General features: G+C 38.0%; 5 protein-coding genes and 1 pseudogene. 4 read left to right on the top strand and 2 right to left on the bottom strand.

The window, feature by feature from the left end; genetic code table 11:
* Positions 1–422: glycosyl hydrolase 53 family protein (locus ACJAT0_RS11805; RefSeq protein ID WP_415181817.1), on the bottom strand; the 422-nt coding region annotated here is incomplete at its 3' end.
* 43 nt (positions 423–465) lie between these two features.
* Positions 466–891: a hypothetical protein gene (locus ACJAT0_RS11810; RefSeq protein WP_415181818.1), complete on the bottom strand. Its 426-nt coding sequence runs from the start codon at positions 889–891 to the stop codon at positions 466–468.
* A 122-nt stretch (positions 892–1,013) separates the two neighbouring features.
* Between ACJAT0_RS11810 and argS the strand changes: the two genes are divergently transcribed.
* The 4 genes and pseudogenes from argS to ACJAT0_RS11830 all read left to right on the top strand — a co-directional run.
* A complete protein-coding gene (gene argS / locus ACJAT0_RS11815; RefSeq protein WP_415181819.1) occupies positions 1,014–2,798 on the top strand; it encodes an arginine--tRNA ligase in 1,785 nt (594 codons plus the stop codon).
* A gap of 618 nt (positions 2,799–3,416) precedes the next feature.
* On the top strand, positions 3,417–3,995 hold the full coding sequence (locus ACJAT0_RS11820; protein ID WP_415181820.1) for a phage tail protein: 579 nt from the start codon (positions 3,417–3,419) through the stop codon (positions 3,993–3,995).
* A 257-nt stretch (positions 3,996–4,252) separates the two neighbouring features.
* Complete coding sequence (locus ACJAT0_RS11825) at positions 4,253–4,831, top strand: phage tail protein (protein ID WP_415181821.1); 579 nt, start codon at positions 4,253–4,255, stop codon at positions 4,829–4,831.
* Positions 4,832–4,834: 3 nt separating this feature from the next.
* Positions 4,835–7,161: pseudogene (locus ACJAT0_RS11830) on the top strand (hypothetical protein); the annotation flags it as partial.

Below are 7,161 nucleotides of genomic sequence, written 5' to 3' on the forward strand. Positions count from 1 at the left end.
ACTGTCGTTAGTAGCTCTTGATCGGTTTGATGTAGCCAAATAAATGGAATTTCTTGTGAGCCAGGGTCTGCCCAAGTATCTGAATAATGGAAGTCCAGCAAGTAATCCATTCCCGCTGCTTTTACTTGTAACACTTGGGCTTTTAAATTCTCTAAACTGTAGGATGCATTGGAAGAACTAACCCACAGCCTGATGCGTATTAAATTTACACCGCGACTGGCTAGATAATCATAGTTATCTGTAATATTTCTATCATTTTCATCTTTGAAGACAACTCCTAATTGCTCATTTTCAGGAAGAAAAGACAGGTCCATACCTTTGTAAAAAGGAGCTAAATCTGAAGGGTCTTGTTGAGCCGCGTCATCAGTGTGACAAGCAGTCAACAAAATTATAGAACAAAATAAAAGAAGTTTTTTAATCATGAGCAAAAGATACTAAAAGAATCCTTTGATCCCTTTTATTTATTTAAAGATCATCCACATAATCAAATCCTTGATCTAATTTTAATTGAGATAATTTATCAAAGAACTTGTGAACCCGCTTGTGGTCTGCCTTTACTTTTATAAAGTAATTATCTCGATGAATACTGTATTCTTGAGCACGACCTTTGTAAATGGTCAGTTTATAATAGGGAATAGGCAACGCATACGTCTCTAGTAAAGACCGGAACCTAACGATGATTCCATTTTGTCTGATCTCCACATTGCAGCAGTTGATATTTATATCGAGCACCATAAGGTTGTGAATTTGTATGCTGGTGCTGGTAATAAAAAGTTTAGGTGACCCAGACCCTTTTAAATTCCAGCGCTCTTTTAGAGTGAGAATACCTCCTACTTCTTCAGTGATTTTGCGCTCAATTTTCGGATTGTTATAAGAGACATTGTGTAACATACAGTAAAGTTAGATTCGGAACCAGTTATTATTATAAGAAATATAAAGACAAGTTTGTATTAGTTCGTTGAATATCTAAAGCCTTTCATAATCCTTATCTTTGCAGGCTTATATGTTTACTTATGACGCTGTTTCAACAACTGGAAAAAATTACTAAAGAAGCCGTGAAATCTATTTTTTCTATAGACTTAGAAAATGTGGAGATTACGCTTACGCGAAAGGATCAAAACGGAGACTATACCATTATGGTTTTCCCTATGTTGCGTCATATAAAAGGCAATCCAGCAGTAATAGGTGGGCAAATTGGAGCCCATATTAAAGAAAATACAGACTTAATAACAGAGATCGAGGTAATCAAAGGATTCTTGAATATCACAGTTTCCGCACCGGCTTTTTTGATTGATTTTAACCGCATTCTAAGTGATGAGGTTTATGGTACAAAAGGAGAAGACACCTCGCAGCCAGGTGTGATGGTAGAATACAGCTCACCTAATACTAATAAGCCATTGCATTTAGGACACGTTAGAAATAATCTATTAGGATATGCCGTAGCAAATATCATAAAAGCAACGGGTCGTCAGGTAAATAAAACCCAAATCATCAACGATCGCGGAATTCATATCTGTAAATCCATGCTGGCATGGGAGAAATACGGCAATGGAGAAACACCAGAATCGACTGGATTAAAAGGCGATAAATTGGTTGGGAATTATTATGTAAAATTCGATCAAGAATATAAAAAGGAAATAGAAGTACTTATTTCACAAGGTAAAACAGAAGAAGAAGCAAAAAAGCAAGCCCCATCATTAGTTGCAGCCCAACAAATGCTTCAAAAATGGGAGCAAGGAGATGCTGAGGTGGTCGCACTTTGGAAAAAAATGAACAGCTGGGTTTACAAAGGGTTTGAAACAACCTATAAAAACTTAGGAGTTGATTTTGATAGCTTGTACTATGAAAGTAACACCTATTTATTAGGCAAAGATGTGGTTCAAGAAGGACTGGATAAAGGTGTTTTTGAAAAAGATCCTGATGGTTCGATTTGGATAGATTTGACGGAAGACGGACTGGATCGTAAAATTGTATTGCGTAGTGATGGAACTTCCGTCTATATGACACAAGATATAGGAACTGCTATCCAGCGGGTAAAAGATCACGACATCAATTCTATGGTTTATACCGTAGGTAATGAGCAAGATTACCACTTTAAAGTGCTGTTTTTGATTCTACAGAAACTAGATTTTGATTGGGCAGAGAACCTACACCATTTAAGTTACGGAATGGTAGAGCTTCCATCTGGAAAAATGAAATCTCGGGAAGGAACTGTTGTTGATGCAGACGAGTTGATGGAAGAAATGACCACAACTGCTAAAACTATAGCACAAGAACAAGGGAAACTAGAAGGCCTTTCTGAAACAGAAAAAGAACGCCTTTACAACATGATAGGATTAGGAGCCTTAAAATATTTTATGCTGAAAGTAGATCCTAAAAAAAGCATGCTATTTGATCCAGCAGAGTCGGTAGATTTTCAAGGAAATACAGGGCCTTTTATTCAATATACGCACGCACGTATAAAATCTATTCTAAAGAAAACCGGTTTTGATGCCAGTACATTAAACAGCGCAGTAAACCTAGAGCTGACCGATAAGGATACTGCAGTTATCAAGTCTTTACAACAATTTCCAAACATGATTCAAACTGCGGCAGATAAATACAGCCCGGCCTTGATAGCAAATTATGTGTATGAATTAGTAAAAGAATTCAACTCCTTCTATCAAAATGTTCCCAAAATAGTAGAAGAATCTAATGCCGACTTAAAACAATTTCGTTTGTTGTTGTGTTACAAGACAGCAGCTGTTGTAAAAAGTGCCAGCACATTATTGGGAATCGAAGTCCCTGAGCAAATGTAAGAGGGGACAAGTCTCATAAATTTCCTTTGGCATTTTTATAAGAAATGACTAAGCTCAAAATTTATTAATTGAGTTATGAAATCTATTCTAGGTATCCTAACTCTAATGGACATCTGTCTTTTATCAGTATGCTAAAATTGTGAGACCTTTTGAATAGGTGCCGCTTTCGCCAAAGCGGAACAAAAAAAACCACTGTGCCTACTGATAAAAACGCTACACCCTCTATAACTCAGATCTTCAACGCGTAGTAAAACTAGAGCCAGTCTTATAACAAAAAACAAATTTTTCAGCGCAATAAATTAATTTTCTACCAGTGGTTTTAAAAATAAGAACTGACTGTATTTTCGCATCCTAATTTGGATATTAGGGTCTATAAATTTTAAGGCGTTATGGACTGAGTAATTAGAAGGATTTAGCGTATTTAAAGGAAATCAACTATTCTAAAGATTCTCAACTTAATAAAAGTACGACTTGGAATAATATCTCCCTACATTGTAATGGGTATAAATACCCATTGCCGCATGGATATTAATACGTATGGCAAAACAATAATGGCACTTAAGTTTTTTTTTAGCAACCATTAGGTATAAATTAGCACCATCATATAAAACCACAACCATGAAAAAAGCTACTTTTATTATAACCTTTATGCTTCTAGGGGCTATAGGGAGTATGAATGCTCAGGATGCATTCCTGGCAGAAGTGAGAATGTTTGCAGGAAACTTCGCTCCTAGAGGCTGGGCAAAATGTGAAGGACAGTTATTACCAATCTCCCAAAACACGGCCTTATTTTCTCTTTTAGGAACGATTTATGGCGGCGATGGTCGTTCTACATTTGCTTTACCAGATTTGCGTGGGCGAGTTCCTGTAGGGGTGGGTAACGGTTCTGGTTTACCTACTGTATCACAAGGAGCTAGGTTCGGTAATGCAACTACTACCTTAAATTCAACTAACCTACCGCAACATACACATCAAGCGTATGGAGTGACAGAAGTGGGATCAAGTAGTGACCCTAGTGGTAATCTACCTGCAAACACTAAAGTGTTTGATAATGAGTACGGCACAGGCACACTCACACCTATGAATGCAGGAATGATAGACAATACGGGTTCGAGTCAGTCTTTTGAGAACAGACCACCTTCATTAGGAATGAATTATATAATATGTATCTCAGGTATTTATCCATCCAGAACTTAACTGGTTAAAAAATAGTACCTATAGAATCGTCCAGTTTTTTATTTTAAAATTGAACAACTTTCATTAAATCAACCTTCCAGGTATCATCTAAATTTAAAACTACATCAAAGAATTGATCTGTGAATTCTTGCATAACTTGTTTATGGTAAAATACGATTCTCATTAAATTCGCAGTAGAACCTGTAAAATTAAGGAACGAAGTACATGTAAATTGCAAAGTCCAATAAAAATTAATTACCTAACCAAAATACAATAAGATGAAACAAATAATTTTTATTTTAACCTTTATGCTTTTAGGAGGCATGGGAATTGTGAATGCTCAATCCGGCTTTATAGGAGAAGTGAGAATGTTTGCAGGTAATTTTGCCCCTAGAGACTGGGCATCATGTGAAGGACAGTTATTATCAATTTCGTCTAACACTGCCTTATTTTCTCTTATAGGAACGATTTATGGCGGCGATGGTCGTACTACATTTGCTTTACCCGATTTGCGTGGGCGAGTTCCTGTAGGAGTGGGTAACGGTCCTGTTTTACCTTCTGTAACGCAAGGAGCTAGGTTTGGTAATGCAACTACTACTTTAAATTCAACTAACCTACCGCAACATACACATCAAGCGTATGGCGTGACAGAAGTAGGATCAAGTAGTGATCCTAGTGGTCATCTACCTGCAAACACTAAGGTGTTTGATAATGAGTACGGCACAGGCACACTCATACCTATGAATGCTGGAATGATAGGGAATACGGGTTCGAGTCAGATTTTTGAGAATAGACCACCTTCATTAGGAATGCGATATATAATATGCCTTCAAGGTACTTTCCCTTCAAGAACTTAAATTATGAGAAAAATTTACAAAGCACTATTGGTCAGTTTGATGATACTTACTGGCTCTATCTCTTTTGGACAGATCACGCTTAACGGTTGTGATAATCTATTTGGAAATCAAGACTTTATCTTTGCAAATGTAGGTACAGATGCAACAGGAAGAAATATTTATGAAACTACACCACTTGATGGAAATCAGTCGTGTGCTTTTGGGTTTTGCGAATTTCGCATTTCTTGGAACACAGGAAGTAACCGTTGGGAACTTGTTGCTGACGATGGGAATGATATCATTTTCTTCAACGGTACTAATTTGATTTTTCACAACACAAGTGCTTCCACACCTAACCCACCTGACCTTACTTTAGGCATCTGGATTGATGATACCCCAGGAGGTTCTTGTCTTGGTAATGGATTTGATACTCTTACTGGAGATGTGCAGTCTACGTTAACTACAACAATCTTTACAGCACCCACAGATGTATGTATAAATGCTGGGTTGCAAACTCTACTAGGAGGAGGCTTACCGACAGGTGGTGTGTATTCAGGGACGGGTGTAATTGACCATGCAAATGGAATGACTTATAGTTTTGATCCAGCAGCAGCCGGAGTAGGAACTCATACAGTAACATACACCAACGGAACATCAGCAAGTGACGATGTTGAAGTTTTTGCTTTACCAACAGTTACCTTTACATCGCCAAGTGATTTCTGTATTAATGAAGGTGTGCAAACTGGATTAAGTTCAGGGAGCCCAGTAGCACAAATTACAGCTCCTCTTTTTAGTGTTAATAATGAAGCTACTGGTTTAAATTCAGATTTATTAGAAACTCCTTTTACAATAACATTTAGCGATGGCAGTACAGGAAACCAACTTCAAATGGTCGGTTGGACATGGAGTGGTTTAACTTCCGTTGGAGTTGCAAATTTAAATTCAAAATTCCCTCTTAGTGCTGATCAAAGGGATATGATTGTATTTATGAATGGCGCCCTCTTCGGTGGAGGTGTCTCTGAGAAAGTAATGAGTCAAACCTTAGGAGAAAATCTAGAACAAGGAGTAACCTATGTATTAACAGGTGATTTTGGACAAAGATTAGATAACACAATAGGCGCTCCACCAGTGCTCAGGTTGTATGCTGGTACTACTTTGTTAACACCAGTATCGGAAACAAGCCCTTCTCTATCACAGGGAGAATTTGTAACATGGACACGAACTTATACCGTTTTAGACCCTCTGATTTCAGGACGACTGCGTTTAGAAACGGGTATGGCGGCGAATATTAACGGTCAACAACTCAATATCGACCAAATCAGCTTAACGAAAGACGGCACTTTGTTAGATGTTGAAAACTCTGATTTTGAAAGTTTGCTTAAACATGGCCTAAACGCTTTAAATGGAGCATATAGTGGCCCTGGCGTAACAGATGACGGCAATGGAATGACCTATTCTTTTGATCCTCTCGCAGCTGGTGTAGGTACTCACACGATAACGTATACCTTTACTGATGCAAATGGCTGTTCTAATACCGCTAGCGATGACACAGAAGTTATAGATCTTGATAACGCTACTAGTGTTAGCTATAGTGCCGCAGCTTATTGTCCTAATGAACTAGACCCAACTCCTGTTGTTTCTGGATTAGGAGGTGGTATTTTCACCTCTACTGCTGGCTTAATAATAGACCCTAATACTGGAGTTGTTGATTTAGATAATTCAACTCAAGGAACATATTCTATTACATACACGACTAATGGTTTTTGTCCAAATACATCAATAGTTAGTGTTACCATTTTTGATAATACTCCACCTAATCCAGATGTATCAGTCTTAGCCGATGTTACTTCAGACTGTAGTGTTACGAGTTTAGTTGCACCAACAGCAATGGATAATTGCGCGCCGACAGTAATAGTTACTAACGATGCAATGCTACCTATTACAACACAAGGAACAACCCTAGTCACTTGGACGTATGATGATGGTAATGGGAACACCTCTACACAAATACAAAATGTAATCATCGATGATGTTACAGCACCCACTCCGGATGGCCCTGCATTCGATGTAATTACAGAATGTGAAATACTTGTTTTAGTAGCCCCTACAGCAACAGATAATTGTACAAATGCTACAGTAACCGTAACCAATGATGCGATATTACCTATTGTAGGGAATGGAATAACCGTAGTCACTTGGACGTATGATGATGGTAACGGAAACACGTCTACGCAAACACAAAATGTAATCATCGATGACGTCACAGCACCTACTCCAAATGTCGTTGCACTTGCTGACGTAACTGGCGAGTGTAGCGTTATCATTCTTGTAGCCCCTACGGCAACAGATAA

The sequence above is a fragment of the Nonlabens sp. genome, assembly GCF_047636915.1.
GTDB lineage: Bacteria > Bacteroidota > Bacteroidia > Flavobacteriales > Flavobacteriaceae > Nonlabens.

Bases quoted from the DNA above. Each gene is read 5' to 3' on its own strand.
- ACJAT0_RS11820 (WP_415181820.1), top strand. From the start codon at position 3,417: ATGAAAAAAGCTACTTTTATTATAACCTTTATGCTTCTAGGGGCTATA.
- ACJAT0_RS11825 (WP_415181821.1), top strand. From the start codon at position 4,253: ATGAAACAAATAATTTTTATTTTAACCTTTATGCTTTTAGGAGGCATG.
- argS (WP_415181819.1), top strand. From the start codon at position 1,014: ATGACGCTGTTTCAACAACTGGAAAAAATTACTAAAGAAGCCGTGAAA.
- ACJAT0_RS11810 (WP_415181818.1), bottom strand. From the start codon at position 891: ATGTTACACAATGTCTCTTATAACAATCCGAAAATTGAGCGCAAAATC.